Source organism: Sphingobium sp. CR28 (assembly GCF_052327305.1).
Classification (GTDB): domain Bacteria; phylum Pseudomonadota; class Alphaproteobacteria; order Sphingomonadales; family Sphingomonadaceae; genus Sphingobium.
Map to the genome: position 1 here is coordinate 847,119 of NZ_CP182486.1, position 20,772 is coordinate 867,890.

Annotated in this window: 18 protein-coding genes and 1 tRNA gene; 6 read left to right on the top strand and 13 right to left on the bottom strand. The window is 63.8% G+C overall.

Annotated elements, in window-relative coordinates; all coding sequences use genetic code 11:
• Nucleotides 1-195: 195 nt before the first annotated feature.
• Together ACNAOH_RS03975 and ACNAOH_RS03980 are read right to left on the bottom strand one after the other, a co-directional pair.
• Nucleotides 196-1,374 carry a tyrosine-type recombinase/integrase gene (locus ACNAOH_RS03975; RefSeq protein ID WP_443971474.1) on the bottom strand — a complete coding sequence of 393 codons (1,179 nt, stop codon included), beginning with the start codon at nucleotides 1,372-1,374 and terminating at the stop codon, nucleotides 196-198.
• A gap of 242 nt (nucleotides 1,375-1,616) precedes the next feature.
• Nucleotides 1,617-1,706: transfer RNA gene (locus ACNAOH_RS03980), tRNA-Ser, on the bottom strand.
• Nucleotides 1,707-1,853: 147 nt separating this feature from the next.
• On the opposite strand from ACNAOH_RS03980, the gene hspQ reads away from it, so the two are divergent.
• The gene (gene hspQ, locus ACNAOH_RS03985; RefSeq protein WP_443971475.1) at nucleotides 1,854-2,261 is read left to right on the top strand and encodes a heat shock protein HspQ; all 408 of its coding nucleotides are present in this window, start codon (nucleotides 1,854-1,856) and stop codon (nucleotides 2,259-2,261) included.
• A gap of 31 nt (nucleotides 2,262-2,292) precedes the next feature.
• On the opposite strand, the gene ACNAOH_RS03990 is transcribed toward hspQ, so the two are convergent.
• On the bottom strand, nucleotides 2,293-3,147 hold the full coding sequence (locus ACNAOH_RS03990) for an ABC transporter permease (protein ID WP_443971476.1): 855 nt from the start codon (nucleotides 3,145-3,147) through the stop codon (nucleotides 2,293-2,295).
• A gap of 121 nt (nucleotides 3,148-3,268) precedes the next feature.
• Between ACNAOH_RS03990 and ACNAOH_RS03995 the strand changes: the two genes are divergently transcribed.
• Complete coding sequence (locus ACNAOH_RS03995) at nucleotides 3,269-3,937, top strand: GcrA family cell cycle regulator (protein WP_443971477.1); 669 nt, start codon at nucleotides 3,269-3,271, stop codon at nucleotides 3,935-3,937.
• An 85-nt stretch (nucleotides 3,938-4,022) separates the two neighbouring features.
• Here the strand turns inward: ACNAOH_RS03995 and ACNAOH_RS04000 are convergent, their stop codons facing one another.
• On the bottom strand, nucleotides 4,023-4,877 hold the full coding sequence (locus ACNAOH_RS04000) for an outer membrane protein (protein WP_443971478.1): 855 nt from the start codon (nucleotides 4,875-4,877) through the stop codon (nucleotides 4,023-4,025).
• A gap of 203 nt (nucleotides 4,878-5,080) precedes the next feature.
• Here ACNAOH_RS04000 and parE point away from each other — a divergent pair, with 203 nt between their 5' ends.
• The gene (gene parE / locus ACNAOH_RS04005; RefSeq protein ID WP_443971479.1) at nucleotides 5,081-7,057 is read left to right on the top strand and encodes a DNA topoisomerase IV subunit B; all 1,977 of its coding nucleotides are present in this window, start codon (nucleotides 5,081-5,083) and stop codon (nucleotides 7,055-7,057) included.
• Between the two features lie 16 nt (nucleotides 7,058-7,073).
• Here parE and yghU read toward each other — a convergent pair whose 3' ends face one another.
• The 4 genes from yghU to plsY form a co-directional block, all read right to left on the bottom strand.
• Nucleotides 7,074-7,946 carry a glutathione-dependent disulfide-bond oxidoreductase gene (yghU, locus tag ACNAOH_RS04010; RefSeq protein ID WP_443971480.1) on the bottom strand — a complete coding sequence of 291 codons (873 nt, stop codon included), beginning with the start codon at nucleotides 7,944-7,946 and terminating at the stop codon, nucleotides 7,074-7,076.
• A 115-nt stretch (nucleotides 7,947-8,061) separates the two neighbouring features.
• A complete protein-coding gene (topA, locus tag ACNAOH_RS04015; protein ID WP_443971481.1) occupies nucleotides 8,062-10,632 on the bottom strand; it encodes a type I DNA topoisomerase in 2,571 nt (856 codons plus the stop codon).
• Between the two features lie 90 nt (nucleotides 10,633-10,722).
• The gene (gene dprA, locus ACNAOH_RS04020) at nucleotides 10,723-11,814 is read right to left on the bottom strand and encodes a DNA-processing protein DprA (protein WP_443971482.1); all 1,092 of its coding nucleotides are present in this window, start codon (nucleotides 11,812-11,814) and stop codon (nucleotides 10,723-10,725) included.
• Complete coding sequence (gene plsY, locus ACNAOH_RS04025; protein ID WP_443971483.1) at nucleotides 11,811-12,398, bottom strand: glycerol-3-phosphate 1-O-acyltransferase PlsY; 588 nt, start codon at nucleotides 12,396-12,398, stop codon at nucleotides 11,811-11,813. The genes dprA and plsY overlap by 4 nt, the downstream gene beginning before the upstream one ends.
• 140 nt (nucleotides 12,399-12,538) lie before the next feature.
• Between plsY and murI the strand changes: the two genes are divergently transcribed.
• The 3 genes from murI to ACNAOH_RS04040 all read left to right on the top strand — a co-directional run bounded on the left by murI (nucleotide 12,539) and on the right by ACNAOH_RS04040 (nucleotide 16,086).
• On the top strand, nucleotides 12,539-13,342 hold the full coding sequence (gene murI / locus ACNAOH_RS04030; protein WP_443971484.1) for a glutamate racemase: 804 nt from the start codon (nucleotides 12,539-12,541) through the stop codon (nucleotides 13,340-13,342).
• 206 nt (nucleotides 13,343-13,548) lie between these two features.
• A complete protein-coding gene (gene hemA / locus ACNAOH_RS04035) occupies nucleotides 13,549-14,769 on the top strand; it encodes a 5-aminolevulinate synthase (protein WP_443972040.1) in 1,221 nt (406 codons plus the stop codon).
• Nucleotides 14,770-14,817: 48 nt separating this feature from the next.
• Nucleotides 14,818-16,086 (top strand): YceI family protein, encoded by a 1,269-nt coding sequence (locus ACNAOH_RS04040; RefSeq protein ID WP_443971485.1) that lies wholly within the window; start codon nucleotides 14,818-14,820, stop codon nucleotides 16,084-16,086.
• Here ACNAOH_RS04040 and ACNAOH_RS04045 read toward each other — a convergent pair.
• The 5 genes from ACNAOH_RS04045 to ACNAOH_RS04065 all read right to left on the bottom strand — a co-directional run bounded on the left by ACNAOH_RS04045 (nucleotide 16,070) and on the right by ACNAOH_RS04065 (nucleotide 20,759).
• Nucleotides 16,070-16,714: a class I SAM-dependent methyltransferase gene (locus ACNAOH_RS04045; protein WP_443971486.1), complete on the bottom strand. Its 645-nt coding sequence runs from the start codon at nucleotides 16,712-16,714 to the stop codon at nucleotides 16,070-16,072. The two genes, ACNAOH_RS04040 and ACNAOH_RS04045, sit on opposite strands and share 17 nt — an antisense overlap.
• Nucleotides 16,715-16,717: 3 nt before the next feature.
• On the bottom strand, nucleotides 16,718-17,923 hold the full coding sequence (locus ACNAOH_RS04050; RefSeq protein ID WP_443971487.1) for a DUF3419 family protein: 1,206 nt from the start codon (nucleotides 17,921-17,923) through the stop codon (nucleotides 16,718-16,720).
• Nucleotides 17,924-18,035: 112 nt separating this feature from the next.
• A complete protein-coding gene (locus tag ACNAOH_RS04055; protein WP_443971488.1) occupies nucleotides 18,036-19,346 on the bottom strand; it encodes a class I SAM-dependent methyltransferase in 1,311 nt (436 codons plus the stop codon).
• Between the two features lie 85 nt (nucleotides 19,347-19,431).
• A complete protein-coding gene (locus ACNAOH_RS04060) occupies nucleotides 19,432-20,610 on the bottom strand; it encodes an NAD(P)/FAD-dependent oxidoreductase (RefSeq protein ID WP_443971489.1) in 1,179 nt (392 codons plus the stop codon).
• A 2-nt stretch (nucleotides 20,611-20,612) separates the two neighbouring features.
• On the bottom strand, nucleotides 20,613-20,759 hold the full coding sequence (locus tag ACNAOH_RS04065; RefSeq protein ID WP_443971490.1) for a hypothetical protein: 147 nt from the start codon (nucleotides 20,757-20,759) through the stop codon (nucleotides 20,613-20,615).
• Nucleotides 20,760-20,772 lie beyond the last annotated feature (13 nt).

Here is a 20,772-nt window from a genome sequence, read left to right on the forward strand (position 1 = left end):
CTCAAAAGCCGGAGAACCATGGACCGCTAGTGCCCACCGGTAATGCTCTCGCGTTCGCGGCCCTTCTGTCGTGTCCGGACCCGCCAGTACGGCAGGCCCGCGCCGGCTGATCTTGGGCTAGGCCTCGATACTATGAATGTGGCCGACGAGTGAGGGGGCGAGCATCCCTGGGTTAACCCGCCCCCGGCACAGAGATCAGGAACGTCTACTCGGATCGAGCAGGTATCCGCAATATTTTGCCCAGCTTTCCATCAGCTTTCGGCGCTTCTTGAACAGGTCGCCCCGCCGATATGCGGCCTCCGACTTTCCCGAAATGCTGTGAGCGAGTGCCATCTCGCAAACCTCATTTGGAAAATTGGTGGTTTCGGCTGCCCAATCCCGAAACGTCGACCGAAATCCATGAACGGTCTCTTCGACCTGCATTCGACGCAGCAGCATCGGCATCGCCATGTTACTGAGCGGCTTCCCGTCCGGCCGTTTGAACACCAAGCCGTCACGCTGAGATTCCGGAGTCGCTCCCAGCAGCGCGATCACGGGCGCGGTGAGCGGCACGCGATGCTCGCGCTCCATCTTCATGCGTTCGGCCGGCACAATCCAAATCTTCTGCCGTAGATCGAACTCAGACCAATCGGCGTTGATCACCTCGCCTGTGCGCGCGGCTGTCAGGATCGTCGCTTCCAACGCCCGTGCTGCCGCGCACTCCCGCGCCCTCAACCTCTTCATGAACGGTTTGATCTTGTGGAACGCCAGGGCTGCATGATGTCCCCTCCCACCTCGCCGCTTCTTGGGAAGAAGCTGATCAAGATGCCCGCGCCATCGCGCGGGATTCTCGCCGTCGCGAAGCTCTGCCGCTTTCGCTGCGTCGAGAACACTTTCAATCCGCCCCCTCAGCCGATCTGCTGTTTCGGGCACCCGGGTCCAATGCGGTTTGAGCACCTTCAACACATCATCAGTGTCGATTTCCTCAATGATCATTTTCGCAATCGGCGCCGCATAGACCGTCAGCGTCATCTTCCATTGGGCGATGTGCTTCGGATTGCGCCAGGACGTGCTTATGGTTTCAATATAGTCATCAGCATAGGTGCCGAAGGTCACCCGGCGATCGATCTGCTCGCGCTCCTTCTTGGGATTGCGCCCCTCGGCGATCATGCTTCTATATTCGGCTGCTTGCTCACGCGCCTTGGCCAATGTGAGGTCACGGGCGCTGCCCAATCCGATCTCGCAGCGGCTGCCGCGCCAGCTGTAGCGGAACGTCCAACTTCGACGGCTTCCATCGATGAAGAGATAGAGGCCGCCTCCGTCCAAATATTTTCCGGACTCTTTAAGGGAAGCCACCCTGGCGGCAGAAAGACGATTGAGTGCACGGCTCATCATTGTCCAGGACTCCTGTCCAAGACCCGTATCCGCCATGAGGTCAGCTTGTGATCGGAGCGACTCTTGCGCTGCTCTCCCCCAGTTGGTTCGCCCCTCAGTTCTACCTTCAGTTCTACCAATTGAAGCGCGATGAACCGATCCGGCCTGAGATTAGCTGAGACTCGACATTCCGGCAAGCAATTGAAAACGCTCGATTTCTGAGACGTTCTGGGAAAGCTTGAGACGCTATGAAAAAGCGAGAATGGCGGAGAGGGTGGGATTCGAACCCACGTTACGGTTGCCCGTAAACCGCATTTCGAGTGCGGCGCATTCGACCACTCTGCCACCTCTCCGTCTTGAGATGTCTCGGCCCATGCAATGAGCCGGCGGGTCGTCGAGGGCGCGTCGTTAGCGGATGAAACACGCTTTGCCAAGCGCGTCGCGCACAGCGCCACCAAGTCCCTTGCAGCCCCGTCCATTCGCCCTACATCAGGGCCATCATGCCGAATAAAAGTGATTCCCCGTTTACACCGCATCGCCCCGAACACGGCCCGCTTCCCGGTGATTTGGCTTCCGCACCGCGCGTTTCGCACGCGCGCTTTGCCATCGGCGATGTGGTTCGCCACGCCATTTTCGATTTTCGCGGTGTCGTATTCGATATCGATCCGGCCTTCGCGAACAGCGAGGAGTGGTACGAAGCCATTCCGGAGTCGATCCGTCCCCGGCGCGATCAGCCTTTCTACCATCTGCTCGCGGAGAGCGCCGAGTCGTCCTATGTCGCTTATGTCAGCCAGCAGAATCTGGTCGAGGACAAGAGCGGCGGGCCGATCGACCACCCTGCCCTGCCCTCCATGTTCAGTCGCGAGCCTGCGGGCAATTACCGCATGGACCCCCGGCACTGGCACTGAGAAGGCGCCCGCGCGGCGCGCCCCAGTCCGTTCAGGCCTTGATCTTCCAGCCCGTGGCCAGCAATCGATAGCATAGGACGCCCAGCACGAGGTTGATCGCGAGCAGTACCAAAGCGCCCGTCACCACATGCGTGTCCGCTTCGGCGAGAAACCCATACCGGAATCCGGAAATCGCGTAGAAAAACGGATTGGCGTGACTGATTGCCTGAAACGCAGGCTTCAGGCGATCGATCGAATAGAAAGTGCCGGAAAGCAGCGAGAGTGGCGCAACCACGAAATTCGCGATCGCTGCGTTATGATCGAACTTCTGCGCCCAGATCGACGTCAGCACGCCAACAAAGGCCAGCAGCGCCGAACCCATCAGACCGAACCAGAGCACCGCCCACAGGTGCCGAGGCGCCACATGCACGCCGGGCCACAGGGCGATGGCAATCCAGACTGCCAGCCCGACCATCACCGCGCGGGTAATCGCAGACCCAACGAGCGCGAAGAGCAGTTCCCCTGTTGAAATGGGCGGCATCAGATAGTCGACGAGGGTTCCCTGCACCTTCCCGACCATGAGCGGAAAGCTGGCATGCTGGAAAGACGCCTGCATCATGCCCATGATGATGAGCCCGGGCGCCACGAAGTCCGCAAAGGGAACGCCCAGCACGCTGTTGCCCGAACGACCCAGCGCCACGGTGAAGATGACGAGATACAACAACGTCGTGAGCGCAGGCGCCCAGACGGTCTGCAGCTGCACTTTGATGAAACGCCGCACCTCTTTGAGGTAAAGCGCCATCATGCCCGCCCAGTTGACTGCCCGAATGACCGGAACGCCCGGTTCATGACGAATCAGACTGTGGGGAACGACGGGAGGCGGAGATGCGACAGGCTCGCTCGACATAGCGTTCGCGACTAAACTCTTGCAGCCCGCTGCGCAACCGCTGCCCGCACCCTCTCACCGATGATTTGACCTTTGCGCGATGACTCCCCATATGGCCGCAATTCCCGGAGGAAACGATAGAATGTCTTGGACCGACGAACGCATCGACCATTTGAGGCAGATGTGGGAGAAGGGCATGACCGCGAGCCAGATCGCGGAGGAACTGGGCGGCGTTAGCCGTAACGCGGTGATCGGCAAGGCGCATCGCCTTGGCCTTCAGGCGCGCCCTTCGCCAGTGAAGGCGACCGATGTTCCCGCCAAGCCCAGCGCACCGGCGGCACGCAAGCCCGCCCCGCGCCCCGAGCCCCGGCCCGCGCCTGTCGAGGCGCGTCCTGCGCCCGCACCCACGCCTCCGCCTTCGGCGCCATCCCCTGCCCCATCCGCGTCCCCGGATTCGCCGCCTCCGCCTCCCGCGCCGCGCATCGTCTCGGTGGGCCCAGGCGGATTTCTGCGCCAGGGACCGGGCGACCAGCAGCAGCCGATTCCGCCCGCGCCGCCGCGTCGCCTCGTGCCCGCCAAGCCTAGTTCGGAGATCGCCGGCAAAACCAGCCTGCTCGATCTCAACGAGAAGATCTGCAAATGGCCCATGGGTCATCCCGGCGAGCCGGACTTCCATTTCTGCGGGGAAAAGGTGAATCCCGGCTTCCCCTATTGCGTGGAGCATTGCGGCCGAGCCTATCAGGCACAGTTGCCGCGCGGCACGCGCCGCACGCCGCCACCCCTGCCCTATGGCGGGCCGCGGGTGCGCTGAGCTTCAAGATTTAGTCGAATGTAGAAAAGGCCGGGGACGATGTCCCCGGCCTTTCTTGATATCGGGCAGTGCTAAATGCCTTGCGTCAGAAGCGGAAGCTCGCCGTCGCACGGATGCCGTGATTGTCAAAAACGTTGTTGGTGCGCTGGATATTCGTGCTGCCAGCCGGCGTGATGACAAACGGGTTCGTCGCGGACGGTGGCGTTCCTTGCCCGGCATTCACGGTATACCCGTCCGTCTTGAAGCGGGTGTAGCGATAGAGGACACCGATCGAGAAATTGCGCGAGATTTTCTGCTCGACGCCGCCGCCAGCGGTCCAGCCCCACTCGTCACTGGAACGATTGGTTTCGGTAAAGCTGTTGAACGTGTTGTTCGTCGCAAAGCTGTTTTTCACCTTCGCATAGGCAAGGCCACCAGTGCCGTAGATCAGTGTGTTGGTCGGCAGGGCAACGCCGGCACGCAGGCGCGCCGATGCGTCCCAGTCCATCCGCCGCGAAAGAACATAGCTTGCCGGAGTGGTGCTGAAGCCGCTCACTGCGTTGCCGATCATCGTGCGCCCGCCTTCGAGCACACCGCCGACAACGATGTTCCCGAACTGGCGATCATAGCCAACGTAGCCGGAAAACGCGACGCGCTTGTCCTTGTCACCGCCGCAAGTGCCCGGCGTGCTGCCCAAGGCGCGGCCACGGCAGAAGCCGGGAGAAAACGCGTCGGCGCCAGTAGCCGTATTCACGGGGTCGCCGTAGACGCCGTCACCGTTGGTGTCGAAAGTCAGCCTCTCGAGGGTGTCCCGGTCAAAATTGGGCTGCCACGCCAGACCGAGGCTGCCGCCGACATAAGGCCCGGACCAGTCACCGATATCATTGTCCTGAGCCAGCGCGGGCGTCGCGAATGCAATCGACGATGCCAGCGCGATCGAAATGATATCCTTACGTATCATAATGTTTCCTCGAAGTTTTTTATCGACGCGGCCCATACGATTGACGGCGGAGGAGGTTTCTCTTCATCAATCGGTAACCAACCACCTGTGTTATAATTGCAACAGGGAGCACGTGCGGACTTCGATCACGTGCCGCCACAGAAACACACGCCAACGGCATCGCCCTTGCGCGGTCGACTCCCGCCCTCCTATAGGTTTCAGCAATGTCCGATGATCTCTTCGCCGGCTCCGCCGCGAGCACTCAGAGCTATGATGCATCCACCATCGAGGTGCTGGAAGGGCTTGAGCCGGTTCGGCGGCGGCCGGGCATGTATATCGGCGGCACGGATGAGCGGGCGCTTCACCATCTGGCGTCCGAAGTGCTGGACAATGCTATGGACGAGGCTGTCGCCGGCCACGCAACCCGCATCGAAGTCATACTGGAGGCCGGTAATCGCCTGACCATCGTCGACAACGGACGAGGCATACCGGTCGACGAACATCCCAAATTCCCCGGCAAGTCAGCGCTGGAAGTTATTCTCACTACGCTTCATTCGGGCGGAAAGTTCAGCGACAAAGCCTACCAGACGAGCGGCGGACTGCACGGCGTAGGTATCAGTGTCGTCAATGCCCTCTCCACCACCACGGAAATCCAGGTCGCGCTCAATCGCGAACTTTATCGCCAGCGCTTCTCGCGCGGACTGCCGCTCGCCCCGCTCGAAAAAATCGGCGCAGCACCAAACCGGCGCGGCACGTCGGTCGCCTTCACGCCGGACAGCGACATCTTCGGCGAACTGAAATTCAAGCCGGCCCGGCTGCACCGCCTCGCGCGCTCAAAGGCCTATCTTTTTGCGGGTGTTGAGATCCGCTGGAAGTGCGATCCCGCGATCATCACGGACGATACGCCAGCCGAGGCCGTCTTCCAGTTCCCCGGCGGGCTCTCGGACCACCTCAGGGAGCAGCTGGGCGCGCGCGAATGCGCCACCTCGGAATTTTTCCGAGGCACGCAGGAGTTTCCAGACGGCGCGGGGCGTGTCGAATGGGCAGTCGCCTGGTCACTCTGGTCGGATGGATCTACCAGCTGGTATTGCAATACCATCCCGACACCGGACGGCGGCACGCATGAACAGGGTCTGCGCGCCGCCCTGACCAAAGGAATCCGCGCTTTTGGCGACCTCGTGGGTCAGAAGAAGGCGAAAGACATTCAGACCGACGACATCATGTCCGGCTGCGAGCTGATGCTCAGCGTCTTCATCCGCGAACCGCAATTTCAGAGCCAGACCAAAGACCGGCTGACCTCGCCCGAGGCCGCCAGGCTCGTCGAAGCGGCAATGCGCGACCATTTCGACCATTTCCTCACGGACAATATGGATCGCGGCAAGGCTTTGCTCGGGCACGTGCTGGAGCGGATGGACGAGCGCCTGCGCCGTCGGCAGGAGAAGGAAATCAAGCGCAAGACGGCGACCTCGGGCCGCAAGCTGCGCCTTCCGGGCAAACTGACGGACTGCACGGCGGACGACCCGGCGGGCACCGAACTGTTCATCGTGGAAGGCGACTCCGCAGGCGGCAGTGCCAAGCAGGCACGGGACAGAAAGACGCAGGCGATCCTTCCGATCCGGGGCAAGATCCTGAACGTCGCTTCGGCGACTTCAGCCAAGATCCTGGCCAATCAGGAGATCGCCGATCTCATCCAGGCGATCGGCTGTGGCACTCGCAAGGACTGCAATCCGGACAATATCCGCTATGAACGCATTGTCATCATGACCGACGCGGATGTAGACGGCGCGCATATCGCCACACTGCTCATGACGTTCTTCTTTCAGGAAATGCCCGAGCTGGTGCGGCGCGGGCACCTGTTCCTCGCTCAGCCTCCGCTCTACCGCCTGACCTCCGGCGGAAAGAGCATTTACGCGCGCGACGACATTCATCGCGAAGAACTGATGGCAGGCCCGCTGAAGGGCAAGAAAGTCGACATCAGCCGGTTCAAAGGCTTAGGCGAAATGAACCCGGGGCAGCTGCGCGAGACGACGATGGACCCTGCCACGCGCGGCATGATCCGCATCACGCTTCCCCAGGAATATGAGGAGCGGGCCGGCGTCAAGGATTTGGTCGACCGGCTTATGGGCACCAACCCCGCCCACCGCTTCGCCTTCATACAGGAGAATGCGGCGAGCGTGGACGAGGACGTGATCGACGCCTGAGTCTGAGATCGGGCGTTTATGTGGCCGATGTCAGCTTGTCCTGCGTCCGGGTCTCAAAATCGCTGGCGTTGTGCCGCTCGTGGAGTTGCTCGCTCAACTCTCCGAACGTGCGATTGACCATGCGGCCGCGCAGCACGGCAGGGCGCGCTCTCAGTTCTTTCGCCCAGCGAACGACATGCTCATATTCGTGAACGGCCAGGAATTCCGCCGCGTTGTAAATGTTGTCCGTAATGAGGAAGCCGTACCAGGGCAGGATCGCCATATCCGCGATCGTGTATTCATCGCCCGCGACATAGCGCCGGTCGGCGAGGTCGCGGTTCAGCACGTCGAGCTGGCGCTTGGCTTCCATCGCGTAGCGGTTTATCGCATATTCGATCTTCTCAGGCGCATAGGCGTAGAAGTGCCCGAAGCCACCCCCTAAAAACGGCGCGCTGCCCATCTGCCACATCAGCCAGTTGAGCGTCTCGGTGCGCCCGTCGAGATCCGTTGGCAGGAACTTGCCGAACTTTTCCGCCAGATAGATGAGGATCGACCCGGATTCGAAGATACGGCGTGGCGTTGGGCCTGAACGGTCGACAAGTGCCGGGATCTTGCTGTTGGGGTTGATCTCCACGAAGCCGGAGCCGAACTGGTCCGCATCGCTGATGCGGATCGGCCAGGCGTCGTAATCGGCCTCCTTAACGCCAGCCTCCAGCAGCTCCTCCAGCATGATGGTGACCTTCACGCCATTGGGAGTCGCGAGCGAATAGAGCTGTAGCGGATGCTTGCCGACCGGAAGGGCCTTTTCGGTGCGCGCGCCGGATGTCGGGCGATTAATGCCAGCGAACGCGCCGCCATTGTCCTTGTCCCATGTCCAGACCTTGGGGGGCACATAGCTCGCATCGCTCATCGCTGATCCTTTCGTCCTCGCATCCTGCTTCATGCGGACGCGAGGAGCGATTTAGGTTCGGTCGCTCCGTGCTTCAACGCGGAGCGGTCGCAGCTTTGCTTCTGGCAGGCAGAGATCAGCTTTCCGCCGCTGCCTTCTTCTTCGCGGTCGCCTTCGCAGCTGGCTTCTTGGCTGCGGGTTTCTTGGCTGCGGCTTTCTTCGCCGGCGCCTTTTTGCCCTTGCCCTTCTTTGCCGGAGCGGCAGCGGCACGCGCATCAATGAGCGCCACGGCTTCCTCCAGCGTGAGCGCCTCCGGATCGGCTGCCTTGGGCAGCGTGGCGTTGGTCGTGCCGTCGGTTACATAAGGACCGTAGCGCCCGGCCATCAGCTTCACTTCGCCTTCGCTGGTCGGGTGCTTGCCCAGAACCTTGAGGGGTTCCGCGCCGCGCCTCGGCCCAGATCGGTCGGCGGCTTCGGCGAGCTTCACGACAGCGGCGTTCATCCCCGTCTCAAAGACTTCGGCGGTCGATTTGAGCCGCGCATATTTGCCGTCATGCGCCAGATAAGGCCCGAACCGGCCGATGCTCGCCGTGATCGGCTTGCCGCTCTCGGGATGGTCACCAACCGTTCGCGGAAGGCTGAGCAGCCTCACTGCCCAGTCGAGCGTCAACTCACCGTCAGGCAGATCCTTGGGGATCGAGGCACGCTTCGCCTCCTTGCCCTCGCCCATCTCTATATAGGGGCCAAAGCGCCCGGACTTGCGCGTGATCGGCAGGCCAGTGTCCGGATTGGTGCCAAGCACCTCCGGTCCGCTGTCACCACCTTCGCCGGAACCGCCCGGCTGGCCAAATTTGCGGGTATATTTGCACTCGGGATAGTTGGAGCACGCAATGAATGCCCCGAAGCGCCCGCCCCTCAGCGAGAGCCGCCCATCCCCGCAAAGCGGGCACACGCGCGGATCGGAACCGTCACCCTTGTCCGGGAACAGCATGGGCGCCAGAAATTCGTCGAGGGCAGCCGTGATGTCGGACGGCTTCTGCTCCATGATCTCGGCGGTCTTGGGCTTGAAGTCGCGCCAGAAGGCTTCCAGCACCGCCTGCCACTGAGCGCGCCCACCGGAGATTTCGTCCAGCTCATCCTCGAGGCTCGCGGTGAAATCATAGGAGACGTAGCGCTCGAAGAACCGCTCCAGGAAGGCCGTTACCAGCCGCCCACTCTCCTCGGCGAAGAAGCGGTTCTTCTCCACGCGCACATAGTCGCGGTCCTTGAGCACCTGCAGGGTCGAGGCATAAGTCGAAGGTCGGCCGATGCCGAGCTCTTCCAGCCGCTTGACGAGGCTCGCCTCGGAGTAACGCGGCGGCGGCTGCGTAAAGTGCTGCTCCGCGTTTACCGCCTTTTTCGCCGGGGCATCGCCCGCGTTCATGCGGGGCAGCAGGCGGGAGTCATCATCTTCCGCATCATCGCGTCCCTCTTCGTAGAGGACGAGGAAGCCGGGAAAGAGCACCACCTGCCCCGTGGCGCGCAGGCCGTGCTGCCCCGTGCCGTCAAGCATGTCGATCGTAGTACGCTCTAGCCGTGCAGAGGCCATCTGGCTCGCCAGCGCGCGCTTGTAGATCAGTTCGTAGAGGCGGGCGTGATCTCCCGACCCTGCCGTCGCCTTGTTGAAGTCGGTCGGTCGGATCGCCTCGTGCGCTTCCTGAGCGTTCTTGGCCTTGGTCTGGTACTGGCGCGGCTTGTCCGGCAGATAGCCGCCGTCGTAGCGATCGGCGATCGCCTTGCGTGCCGCAGATATTGCGCTGCCGTCCATCTGCACGCCGTCGGTCCGCATATAAGTGATCGCGCCGTCTTCGTAGAGATTCTGGGCGACCCGCATCGTGTGGCTGGCGGAGAAACCCAGCTTGCGCGCGGCTTCCTGCTGAAGCGTCGACGTCGTGAAGGGCGGCGGCGGATTGCGCGTGCCGGGTTTGGTCTCGACATTCGCGACCGTGAAGCGCCCGGCCTCGACATCGGCCTTTGCAGCAAACGCGTCGCCTTCCTTGCCGATCGTCAGCCGGTCGATCTTGTCACCGCGCCATTTGACGAGCCGCGCGGTGAAGGCCTGCCCACCCTGCTCCATCTCAGCCGTGACGGACCAATATTCCTGGGGCGTGAAGCTCTCGATCTCCCGCTCACGCTCCACCACCAGCCGCAACGCGACCGACTGTACGCGGCCGGCCGACTTGGCGCCCGGCAGTTTGCGCCACAGCACCGGCGAGAGCGTGAAGCCCACCAGATAGTCCAGCGCGCGGCGGGCGCGGTAGGCGTCGATCAGGTCCTCGTCGAGCGCGCGCGGATGCTTCATCGCCTCAGTGACGGTCGCCTTGGTGATCGCGTTGAAGGTGACGCGGTCGACCTCCTTGGGCAGCGCCTTCTTGGCGCGCAGCACTTCCTGCACATGCCAGCTGATCGCTTCGCCTTCCCGGTCAGGGTCGGTCGCGAGGATCAGACGGTCGGCTTTCTTCGCCTCGTCGGTGATCGCCTTGAGCTGCTTGGCCTTGTCGCCATAATTCTCCCAGGCCATCGCGAACCCCTCATCGGGATTTACGGAACCGTCCTTGGGGGGCAGATCGCGGACGTGACCATAGCTGGCCAGCACCCGGAAGTCCTTACCCAGATATTTCTCGATGGTCTTTGCCTTGGCCGGCGATTCAACGATGACAAGCTGCATTGGCGCTCCGGTTCATTCGGCTCTCACGTACACGCGCGAGTTTGGAGAGCGGCGGGGCGATGCGTCAAGCGGAGGATGAGGTCAAGCGGTTCACAGCCTCAGGCTCACCCGCCCGCCCGCATGGCGCTCAAGCCGTCCAGCCAGCTCAAGTTCGAGCAACGCGGTCTGCACCAGCGCAGGCGGGAGGCCCGAAAGCCGCAAAATCTCGTCGACCGGCGCGGGACTTGGCCCGAGTAGCGCCAAAACCGCGCTACGCTCTCGCTCGCCAAGATCGCCGGATGGCTCGGGTGAATACCCCCCGCGCTCCTGCCGCAGAGCCCGGGCGTCGATCCGGCCGATAGCCTCCAGCACATCGTCGCCATTCTGGATGAGGGTCGCGCCCTCGCGGATCAGCAGATTGCAGCCGACCGCGCGCTGATCGAGCGGGGAGCCGGGTACCGCCATCACTTCGCGCCCTTCATCGCCCGCCAGCCGGGCAGTGAGCAGCGAGCCGGATCGGGGCGCGGCCTCAACAACAACAGTGCCCGCGCTCATCCAGGCAATGATCCGATTGCGGGCGGGGAAGTGCCGCGCAAGCGGTTCCGAGCCGGGAGGCAGCTCGGTCAACAGCAGGCCATTGGCGGCAATGTCTTCCTGCAAGGTCTTGTTTTCAGGTGGAAAGAACACGTCTATCCCGCAGCCGATCACGGCCACAGTGCGGGACGACCCCGCCCCCATATGCGCCGCGGTATCGATGCCGCGCGCAAGGCCGGACGCCACGATCGCTCCTCGCTCCGCCAGATCATGTGCGAGCCCCCGCGCGAACCGGCATGCGGCGGCGGACGCATTGCGCGCGCCGACAATCGCGACGAGCTGCGCCTCACAAAGCGCTGCATTCCCCCGATAAATCAGGACCGGCGGCGCACCGGCGGCCTCTGCGAGCAGCGCCGGATAGTCCTCGTCGCCCAGAATGAGGTAGCGCGCACCGAGCATATAAACTTTTCTGCATTCCCGCTGGATCGCTCCAGCATCCGCAGCTGGGAAATCGCGACGGCCACCCCGCGCCGCCAGATCGGGCAGCGCCTCCAGTGCCCTTCCCGCACTGCCGAACCGCGCCAGCAGCTGCCGGTAGGCCACTGGCCCGACATGAGGAGAGCGGATGAGGCGAAGGCGATCGAAGCGCTCGCCGGAGAGATCGCTCATGCGCCGCGCTTGGTGCCGACGCGCGGCTCCTCGCCACGCCGCAATCGGGCGATGTTCGCCCGGTGCCGCCACAGCACGATCAGCGCCATCGCAAGCAGCGCAGTCACGACCTCGCTCCGATCCAGCAGCAGCGCGGCCAGCGGCGCTGCAATCGCCGCGGACATGCCGCCCACGGAGGAAATGCGCGTCGCGGCAAGCATCCCGAGCCACACAGCTGCGAAGATGAGGCCAACTGGCCAGGCAAGCGCCAGCGTGACGCCCAGCATCGTCGCCACCCCCTTGCCGCCGCGAAAACGCAGCCAGGCCGGATAGCAATGGCCAATGAACGCCAGCACGCCGCCCAGCGCCGCGCCGCCATCGGGCACCAGCCACGCGCCCAGCCACACTGCCGCAGCCCCCTTCAGCCCATCAAGGATCAGCGTAGCGGCAGCCAGCCCCTTGCGCCCCGTCCGCAGCACGTTCGTCGCGCCGATATTGCCGGAGCCGATGGCGCGCAGGTCTCCTGCTCCCGCCATGCGGGTAAGGAGAATACCGAACGGAATGGCGCCCAGCAGATAAGCGAGCAGCATCAAAAGGGCCGGCATCTGCCAAAGAACCACGCGATCAATTCCCCGTTGTATGAACTGCGCGCACCATTGCCGCCTGCGATGACGAGCGCAAGGGCTGAGGGAGGATTGATCCACCCCGTTGACAGCAGCTATGGCTCGCCCCCAAGTGACGCGCCATGCCAGATCCCGCGCAAGCTCCCGTGCTGTTCTTCGACTCCGGTGTCGGCGGCCTCTCGATCCTCGGCCCCGCCCGTGCGCTCATGCCTGCCATGCCCGTGGTCTATGCAGCGGATAATGCCGGCTTTCCCTATGGGCTCAAGACCGACGCCGAGATCAACGGGCGCGTGCCGGCACTGCTTGGTCGCCTCGTCGAGCGTTATCGCCCCCGCATCGCGGTGATCGCCTGCAACACGGCGTCCACCATTGCGCTCGCAGCGGTTCGCGCGGCGCTCGACATTCCCGTGGTCGGCACAGTGCCCGCGATCAAGCCGGCGGCGCTCGCTTCGCGAAGCCGGGTGATCGGCGTACTCGGCACCGACGCAACCGTGCGTCAGCGCTATGTGGACAATCTCGCGGCGGAGCATGGCGCAGACTGCACCGTTCTGCGCCACGGCAGCGCCGCGCTGGTCGCCTATGCAGAAGCGCGGTTGCGCGGAGCGCCGGCCGACCCGGCCGTGCCCGCCGATGCGCTTGCGGGACTGATCGATCAGCCCGGCGGCGAGCGGATGGATCAGGTGGTGCTTGCCTGCACGCACTTTCCGCTGGTGCAGGACGAGCTGCGCGCCGCAGCACCCCACCCCATGACGTTTCTGGACGGCGGGGCGGGCATCGCGCGTCGCATTGCCTACTTGAATGGCGAGGCACCCTGGCCCGATGCGGCGCCCGAAGGCATTGCTGTCTTCACCCGGCTGGACGAGAGCGTTGACGCGCTGCGCCCTGCTCTGACCGGCTTCGGGATCGGGCGGATCGAGGGGCTGTAAGTCCACTCAGCGAACCGAGGACTTTTGACCCACGTCAATTCGATTACACCGGAGCGCCGCTAGTGGAACGCCACGCCAGTCGTCTCCCGTTCAGAATTGCGGTGCTAAACATGAACACTCAAGGCAAAGTTGCGAGCCGTTATCAGTGGCTTTCGGGCCCTCGGGCGGTTAAATGCGCGGCAAAAGAGCGGGTGCAGGGTACTGAAGTGAATTATCAGCATATCTTCACACAGGCGATCGAGCGCCTCCATGGCGAAGGTCGCTACCGCGTCTTCATCGACATTCTACGGAACAAGGGCGCCTATCCCAACGCCCGCTGCTTTCATGGCCACAACGGTCCAAAGCCGATCGCAGTGTGGTGTTCCAACGATTATCTCGCCATGGGCCAGCATCCCAAGGTGATCGCCGCGATGGAAGAGGCGCTGCACGATGTCGGCGCCGGCTCGGGCGGCACGCGCAACATCGGTGGCAACACCCATTATCACGTCGACCTAGAGGCCGAGCTCGCCGATCTGCACGGCAAGGAAGGCGCCCTGCTCTTCACGTCCGGCTATGTTTCCAACGAAGCGGCACTCGCCACGCTGGGCAAGCTGTTGCCGGGCTGCATCATCTTTTCCGACGAGCTCAACCATGCCTCGATGATCGCGGGCATCCGCAATTCGGGCTGCGAGAAGCGGGTCTTCCGTCACAATGACCTCGCTCATCTGCGCGAGTTGCTGGCCGAGGCCGACCCGGAAGCGCCCAAGCTCATTGCTTTCGAGAGCGTCTATTCGATGGACGGCGACGTCGCGCCGATCGCGGAGATCTGCGATCTGGCGGACGAGTTCAACGCGCTCACCTATTGCGATGAAGTTCATGCGGTCGGCATGTATGGTCCGCGCGGCGGCGGCATCACTGAGCGGGACAAGGTCGCACATCGCGTGACGATCATTGAGGGTACGCTGGGCAAGGCGTTCGGCGTCATGGGCGGCTACATCACGGCGGACAAGGTGATCGTCGATGTGATCCGCAGCTATGCGCCCGGCTTCATTTTCACCACCTCGCTCGCTCCGGTGCTCGTTGCCGGCGTGCTGGCGAGCGTTCGTCACCTTAAGTCCAGTCAGGTAGAGCGCGACGCCCAACAGGCGGCAGCGGCTTTCCTAAAGGCGGAGATGGCCAACAACGGCCTGCCGGTCATGCCGTCCGTCACGCATATCGTGCCGCTGATGGTTGGAGATCCGGTAAAAGCGAAGAAAATCAGTGATATCTTGCTGGCCGAATATGGCGTGTATGTGCAGCCCATCAATTTCCCCACCGTACCGCGCGGCACCGAGCGGCTGCGATTCACGCCCGGTCCTGCGCACAGCGAAGAGATGATGCGTGAGCTGGTCAGCGCGCTGGTGGAAATTTGGGACAGGCTCGATCTGGAGCTTGCGCAAGCAGCCTGAGCCGAGGCAGGATCGGCTAGCGACTTTCTAGGGGGAGAGCGAGCCGTCATGCAGCCACAGAGATACAGTACTGCCGCGATTGCGCTGCATTGGGCGCTCGCGCTGCTCCTCGCTTTCCAGATCTCGCTCGGCTGGACGATGGAGGGGCCGAACACCGCCGAGCTTTTCGCCCGCTTCCAGCTTCACAAGTCGGTCGGCATCCTCATTCTGGTGCTGAGCCTCGTCCGGCTCGCCATCCGCTTCACCGTACCGCGACCGGCACCCAGCGAAGGCCCACCCTGGGCACATGCCCTCGCTGGCCTCGTCCATGCGCTGTTCTATGTGGTGATGATCGCCGGGCCGATCACGGGCTGGATCATCGTCTCGACCGCCCGCGTCCAGGTGCCCACGCTTCTCTTTGGCGCAATACCCCTCCCTCATCTGCCGGTTGGTCGCCCTTTGCATGGCCCGGCGGAAGCCGCGCACAGCGCAATGGCCTGGCTGGCGATTGTCCTATTCCTCATGCATGTCGCGGGTGCGCTGCGCCATCAGTGGCTGCTGGGAAAACCGGAGCTGCAGCGGATGATCCCCTTCGCGCGGGGTCGTGCGGTCGGCGTGGCAATCGGCGCAGTGGCGCTGGTGATCGCCGCCATGTTTGTCGCCAAGACCATCTATCCCGACAAACCCAAGTCAGAGGAGGCGATGGCTGCGCCCGGCAATGCCGCGGACAACGCGATGAATGATAGCGCTGCCAATGCCGTGGAGAACGCAGCGATTGCCCTCAACGAGGCGGCGACGGCCACCAACACCGCCGCAGCCAATGTGGCAGAAGCACCCAAGCAGCCGCTCGCCAACTGGGCCGTCTCCTCCGGTGGCCGGCTCGGCTTTACTGCGCGTTGGAATGGCGATGCAGTGAAAGGCAGCTTCAAGAGCTGGCAGGCCGCGATCCGCTTCAGCCCGGACGATCTGGCGGGGTCGACGATCCGGGTGACGATCGATCTCGGCTCCGTCGATACGGCGGACAGCCAGCGCGACAGCTCGCTCACCGGCAGCGATTTCTTCGACACTGGCGTGCATCCGCGTGCGACTTTCACCTCGCGCAGCATCCGCCACCTTTCCGGTGAGCGATACGAGGCGGCGGGCACGCTCAATCTGCATGGGGTGAGCAAGCCCACGACGGTGCGCTTCACGCTGAAGATCGTGGGCGACAAGGCGACTGTCTCGGGCACCAGCCGGATCGATCGCACCAGCTTCGGCGTGGGATCGGGCGAATGGGCCACGACCGACTCGATTGCCGGCGCCGTCGATATCGACTTTGCTTTCAGCGCGACGCGCTGAGGCGGGCCTCGACCGCATATCCGCGATAGAGCGACCTGACCTCCAGAGTGAGGCCCAGATACTGCGCCACATCGTCCAACACGACCGGGAGCGCCGCGCGTGGTGTGACGTGGAAACGCCCGAGCCATGCGAAGAGCAGCGCACGGAACCAGCGCGGCAGGCCCTCCTGCCGACCGAAATCGACGATGTGAAGCGACCCGCCGGGCGACACGCAGCGGGCCGCCTGATCGAGCGCTTGTTCCCAGCCGGGGATCATTGAGAGGCTGTAGCTGATGAACACCCGGTCGAACTGCCTCTGGCCGAAGAGCGCATGCGCATCGAAATGCGTGGCGTCCGCGCGGGCCAGACGCGCGCCGGAGACCTGACGCAGCGCATGCTTGAGCATCTCGGCCGAAATATCGAGGCCGAAGAGCCGCGCCTCCGGGTATCGGCGCGCGACAAGCGCAAGATTGCGCCCGGTGCCGCAGCCGATCTCCAGCACTGACCCGCCAGATGGCACGTCCAGCCTGCGGATCAGCCGATCCCGCCCCAGCAGATAATATTTGCGCGTGAGATCATAGATATGGCGCTGCCAGCCATATTGCGCGTCCATGCGGGCAGCGTGGTCGATCACGGCGGCGGTGGCCATCGCTTAGTCGGTCAGCGAGTAGAGGTGGACACCGCCATAAATGGCGGAGCGGTCCTGTTCGGTGAACCGGAGCGAGTCCGCCTCGTGATAGTGCCAGCGCCCGAGCAGCGTCGGATCGAGACGCCCCGGCAGCAGGCTGGGCTCGGCGGCAGTGCGGAAGAGCACGCGCGCACCGGGCCGGGCCGTGCGGGTGATCTCGCTCCATAGGGCGTTCAGCTGCGCATCGCTCATCCAGTCCTGCGCGTCGAGCAGCACATAGCGGTCGGCGCTGGCGGCAGGCTGCGCGGCGAGCCAGTCGGTCATGTTGGCATGTGCCATCTCGACCCGGTAGGCGCGCGAGCGAACCGTCTCGTAATGCGCGGCTTCTAGATAAGGGGGCAGTGGTGCGCCTTCGTCCCGGCCGTAGCGGCGCCCGAAGGCCTGCCAGGCGAAATAGTTGGTCTTGAGGTCATGGCCGCAGGCAAGCCGTTCCAGCCGGGCGCGGAGCACGCCGACCATTTTCTCCTCGCCTGCCAGCACGCCATATTGCGCAGGTGGAATACCGAGACCGAAGAGCGAGGCCGGCTGATCGGTCAGCCAGCGCACGAACTTCTTGTCGAAGAGCGGCGCAAATTGCTGATCGAAGATGCGGCGCTGCTCGGCCATGTCGCGCGCCTCCAGCAGCGCGCGCGGATCGATGCGATAGGCCTTGGCCAGCAGATGCGCCGCGCCGATGAAACCGCCGAGCAGCCCCCGCTTATAGGCACCCCGCCGGAACATATCGATGCGGCGGCGGCCGACGAGATCGCGCCCCTCCCAGTAGCGCAGGCTCGTCTCATCGAGATGCGGCCCGATATATGCGCGATATGCGGCAATATTCTCCGCACTGCTTGCGTCGGCGAAGAAGCGGTGGAAGGCGGCATAGTCTGGCAGACGCTGGGCGGCGGCCTGTTTCAGCCGGCCCAGAGCGATATGCGCGGTGTTGAGGTCGACCGCCGTGATCCGCGCCGGATCGGCCGTGAGATAGGAGAGCATATTGCAGCCGCCGCTCGCAATCGTGACGACATGGCTCTGCGGCGTGATCGCCAGCGCTTCCATGTCTACGACTGGGTCTTCCCAGATCTGTGCGTAGACGAGGCCGCGAAAAGCGAAAGCGAAGGCGCGCTCGAGCAGGCTCTCCTTGCTGATGCCGTGGGTGTTGATGACGGCGCGATCGATCACATGAGCCAAGTTGCGTCCCTCCGGTTGTCCGGCGCCCGGTCGTCCGGGCTGTGGGTGCGCTAGCGGAGGGCGATGTCCCTGCCGTGACGATGCGATTGCGGATTGGTGACAGTCGCGCGGTTCAGACCGGGCGATCGGCTCCGTTCCCGGCGACCTGGGCGGCAATCGCGAGAAGCCGCGCAGCGGGAAGTTCCGCCGTTACGGCATAAGCAAATGGACCTGCCTCCCAATAAGCGACCGCCCGCTCCTGCCGCTGGGCGAGCAAGGGAAGGCCCTCGGCTGGCGTTTCTGCTCGCGAAGCAAACAGCGAGACCAGTTCGCCGCGCTCCGTCCGCAACACGAGCGCGACGGAAATGCCCGTACCCGCCGGATAGACCTGAACGTCCGCGACGTGCCAACCCTTCGGAACGCCGGGCAGATCGATCCCCGTCGTTCTGCCAATTTCAGCGCGATCGAGTATCGTGTCCCGCGATTGCAGACCCATTTTCTGCCGCGCCATGCTCGCACCATAGGAGGCGCTTGCCTCATCGACGAAGGATGCCGCCTCGGCCGGTTGCGAAACACCGCCGGCAATATCGCGCGCGACCCAGCCCGTCGCCATCAATACAAGAATAGCCGCCGCGCGCCGCCAGGAGCCACTCCGGCCACGCCGCCTCCCGCCTTGAGGGAAAGGAATAACCTCGCCCGGCCCGCGCGGCTTGCGCCCGACAAGCGTGCCCTTGGTGCTGCCGCCCAGACGCTCGAATGAAAAACCGGGATATTGCTGGCGCCAACGCCGCGCGACGATGCGTTCTCCCGGCCGGGCGGCATCGTCGAGAAGAATCATCCCGCCCGGAGAAAGCCGATCGAACAGGCACTCGGCCGCACCGCGCACAAAGGGGTGTACGGCCCATGGAGGACCATCGATGATGAGCAGGTCAATCGTTTCGGGAATATCGCGCAGATCATACCACAGGCCCGGCCATCCCGGAACGGACCGGGCGAGAGGCGCATGACGCAGATCCGCCGCGACGCCGTGATCGGCGAGCCACTGAGCAGTCGCGGTGACGAAGCCGGCATGTTGGTCATAACTGACGAGGCGCCCGCCGCCATTGGCCTGCAGCGCCTTGCCGCAAATCAGGCTGGACGCGCCTGCCCCGAGCTCCACGACTGTGCGGGGCCGCAGCTCCTCGACGGCATCGACGATACGGTGGAGAAAGCCGGTGTCAGCCTTCCAGCTACCCAGATGCGGCAGCGCATCCGCTTCGAGACCAACGCGGTCCAGCAGCCGCGCCTTGCTCGCCTTCGTGCCGCCCCAGAGACTGTAAAGCAGCCAGGGCCAGCCGATCGCTCCGAATGCCAGCGTATAGGCCTTGTCGCTTAAGCTGCGCTGCTGCCCGTCGAGGCGCTCTTCCGGAAGAGCGCGTAGGCTGGTCGACTCGCGGGATGTCATGGCCTCTCCGATTCTGGGCAAGTGCCTGTTAGTCAAGCAAAGCGCGATGGGCCAGCCTGCGCTTGCGCCACCGCGCGTTTCGGGGTCAGATTGCCTGCCCCGCCGCCCAGCCGCTCGACCATGCCCACTGGAAGTTGTAGCCGCCGAGCCATCCCGTGACATCCACGGCCTCACCAATAGCGAACAGGCCGGGCACGCGCTGCGCTTCCATCGTGCGGGAGGAAAGGCCAGCCGTACTGATCCCGCCCGCCGTCACTTCGGCCTTCGCATAGCCTTCTGTCCCATTTGGTAGGAAGCGCCAGTTAGCGAGCGTCCGTTCGATCTCGCTCAGCGCCTTGTCAGTCATTCCACCGACCTCGCCGGGATCACCAAGCCGCGCGCAAAGCGCCGTCGCGAGCCGCTCTGGCAGCGTATCCTGCATGAGCCGCCGGACCGTCGTGCGTGGTGTCGCGCGCTTGGCGGCGACCATCCAGCCGGGCGCACGATCAGGGAGGAGGTCGAGCGTGACCGGCTCGCCATGACGCCAGTAGGACGAAACCTGGAGAATTGCCGGACCAGACAGGCCGCGATGCGTAAAAAGCGCCGCTTCCCGGAACGCGGCTTTGCCGGTACGCGCGACCACCTCGGCCGAAATGCCGGAAAGCTCCCGGAAGAGGAGATCATCCCCCGCCAATGTAAAGGGCACCAGTGCAGGGCGCGGCTGCACGATCTTGAGGCCGAATTGACGGGCAACATCATAGGCAAATCCCGTCGCGCCCATCTTCGGGATCGATGGCCCTCCCGTCGCCAGGACCAGCGCGGGCGCAGCAATCGTTCGTCCGCCAGCCTCGACATGGAACAGCGCGCTGTCATGCCGAACGCCTGAAATCGCGGCGTCGCACTGCACGTCCACCGCGCCTTTCGCGCACTCATCGAGCAGCAGAGCGACGATCTGTTTTGCCGACCCATCGCAGAACAGCTGGCCCAGCGTCTTCTCGTGCCAGGCGATCCCCGCGCTTTCGACAAGCGCGAGAAAGTCCTGCGCGGTATAGCGGGACAGCGCGGACTTCGCGAAATGGGGGTTCTCGGAAAGATAGCGATCCGGCGCGGTATCGATATTCGTGAAGTTGCAGCGCCCACCGCCGGAAATGAGGATTTTCTTTCCGGGCTGATCGGCATGATCGATCACGACGACGCGGCGACCGCGCTGGCCCGCCACCGCCGCGCACATCAGCCCGGCGGCCCCTGCCCCCAGCACGATTGCGTCCACGCTCTCCGGCGGCATCTCTAGCTGTCCAGCATTTTGAAGACTATCTCACGATCGACGTTGCCGCCGGGCAACCTGACAATCTTCTCCATCGCGCGCAGGTCGCCGGAACGCTCCGGCGTCCGCGTCGGAACCCGGTTGGCGCTGGGCAATTCTTGTTCTGTCATATTGCCTCTCTAT

Bases quoted from the DNA above. Each gene is read 5' to 3' on its own strand.
- ACNAOH_RS03975 (WP_443971474.1), bottom strand. From the start codon at position 1,374: ATGATGAGCCGTGCACTCAATCGTCTTTCTGCCGCCAGGGTGGCTTCC.
- hspQ (WP_443971475.1), top strand. From the start codon at position 1,854: ATGCCGAATAAAAGTGATTCCCCGTTTACACCGCATCGCCCCGAACAC.
- ACNAOH_RS03990 (WP_443971476.1), bottom strand. From the start codon at position 3,147: ATGTCGAGCGAGCCTGTCGCATCTCCGCCTCCCGTCGTTCCCCACAGT.
- ACNAOH_RS03995 (WP_443971477.1), top strand. From the start codon at position 3,269: ATGTCTTGGACCGACGAACGCATCGACCATTTGAGGCAGATGTGGGAG.
- ACNAOH_RS04000 (WP_443971478.1), bottom strand. From the start codon at position 4,877: ATGATACGTAAGGATATCATTTCGATCGCGCTGGCATCGTCGATTGCA.
- parE (WP_443971479.1), top strand. From the start codon at position 5,081: ATGTCCGATGATCTCTTCGCCGGCTCCGCCGCGAGCACTCAGAGCTAT.
- yghU (WP_443971480.1), bottom strand. From the start codon at position 7,946: ATGAGCGATGCGAGCTATGTGCCCCCCAAGGTCTGGACATGGGACAAG.
- topA (WP_443971481.1), bottom strand. From the start codon at position 10,632: ATGCAGCTTGTCATCGTTGAATCGCCGGCCAAGGCAAAGACCATCGAG.
- dprA (WP_443971482.1), bottom strand. From the start codon at position 11,814: ATGAGCGATCTCTCCGGCGAGCGCTTCGATCGCCTTCGCCTCATCCGC.
- plsY (WP_443971483.1), bottom strand. From the start codon at position 12,398: ATGCCGGCCCTTTTGATGCTGCTCGCTTATCTGCTGGGCGCCATTCCG.
- murI (WP_443971484.1), top strand. From the start codon at position 12,539: ATGCCAGATCCCGCGCAAGCTCCCGTGCTGTTCTTCGACTCCGGTGTC.
- ACNAOH_RS04040 (WP_443971485.1), top strand. From the start codon at position 14,818: ATGCAGCCACAGAGATACAGTACTGCCGCGATTGCGCTGCATTGGGCG.
- ACNAOH_RS04045 (WP_443971486.1), bottom strand. From the start codon at position 16,714: ATGGCCACCGCCGCCGTGATCGACCACGCTGCCCGCATGGACGCGCAA.
- ACNAOH_RS04055 (WP_443971488.1), bottom strand. From the start codon at position 19,346: ATGACATCCCGCGAGTCGACCAGCCTACGCGCTCTTCCGGAAGAGCGC.
- ACNAOH_RS04060 (WP_443971489.1), bottom strand. From the start codon at position 20,610: ATGCCGCCGGAGAGCGTGGACGCAATCGTGCTGGGGGCAGGGGCCGCC.
- ACNAOH_RS04065 (WP_443971490.1), bottom strand. From the start codon at position 20,759: ATGACAGAACAAGAATTGCCCAGCGCCAACCGGGTTCCGACGCGGACG.